Origin of the sequence: Heliobacterium chlorum, from assembly GCF_014502795.1 — a bacterium.
Classification (GTDB): domain Bacteria; phylum Bacillota; class Desulfitobacteriia; order Heliobacteriales; family Heliobacteriaceae; genus Heliobacterium; species Heliobacterium chlorum.
This window is the reverse complement of sequence record NZ_JACVHF010000170.1, coordinates 1-449: the sequence shown is the minus strand read 5'-3', so window position 1 is coordinate 449 and position 449 is coordinate 1. Positions and strand designations below refer to the sequence as shown.

2 rRNA genes are annotated in these 449 nt (G+C 49.4%); both read left to right on the top strand.

Annotated elements, in window-relative coordinates:
• Window positions 1-59, top strand: a 16S ribosomal RNA gene (locus H1S01_RS20840); the annotation flags it as partial.
• 318 nt (window positions 60-377) lie between these two features.
• A 5S ribosomal RNA gene (rrf, locus tag H1S01_RS20835) occupies window positions 378-449 on the top strand; the annotation flags it as partial.

Below are 449 nucleotides of genomic sequence, written 5' to 3'. Positions count from 1 at the left end.
TTGGGGTGAAGTCGTAACAAGGTAGCCGTATCGGAAGGTGCGGCTGGATCACCTCCTTTCTATGGAGACTTATCACGGTAGAGAGTGCGCCCCTGTAAAGGAATGATACCTCTATGCAGTGAGATGTCGAGGTCGAACCGGACGGAGACCTCCCAACTTATGCTTTATATGAATAACGTGCATTGGCTAGTCAACTGGCTGATAAATGGTATTTTACGAAGTACAGATGGGATAGGTCCGAACGGACAGGTTAGCACGCAGCGCAACTGTTTGATTTTGAGGGACTGGAGAAACTTACTGGTTGAAAAGCTCAACTGAGTGTAGTAAACTTCTAAGTCCGGTGATGAGCCGGATGAACCTCAACAACTAAACAATGATCTGGTGGCAATGGCGGAGGGGTCACACCCGTTCCCATCCCGAACACGGAAGTTAAGCCCTCCTGCGCCGAT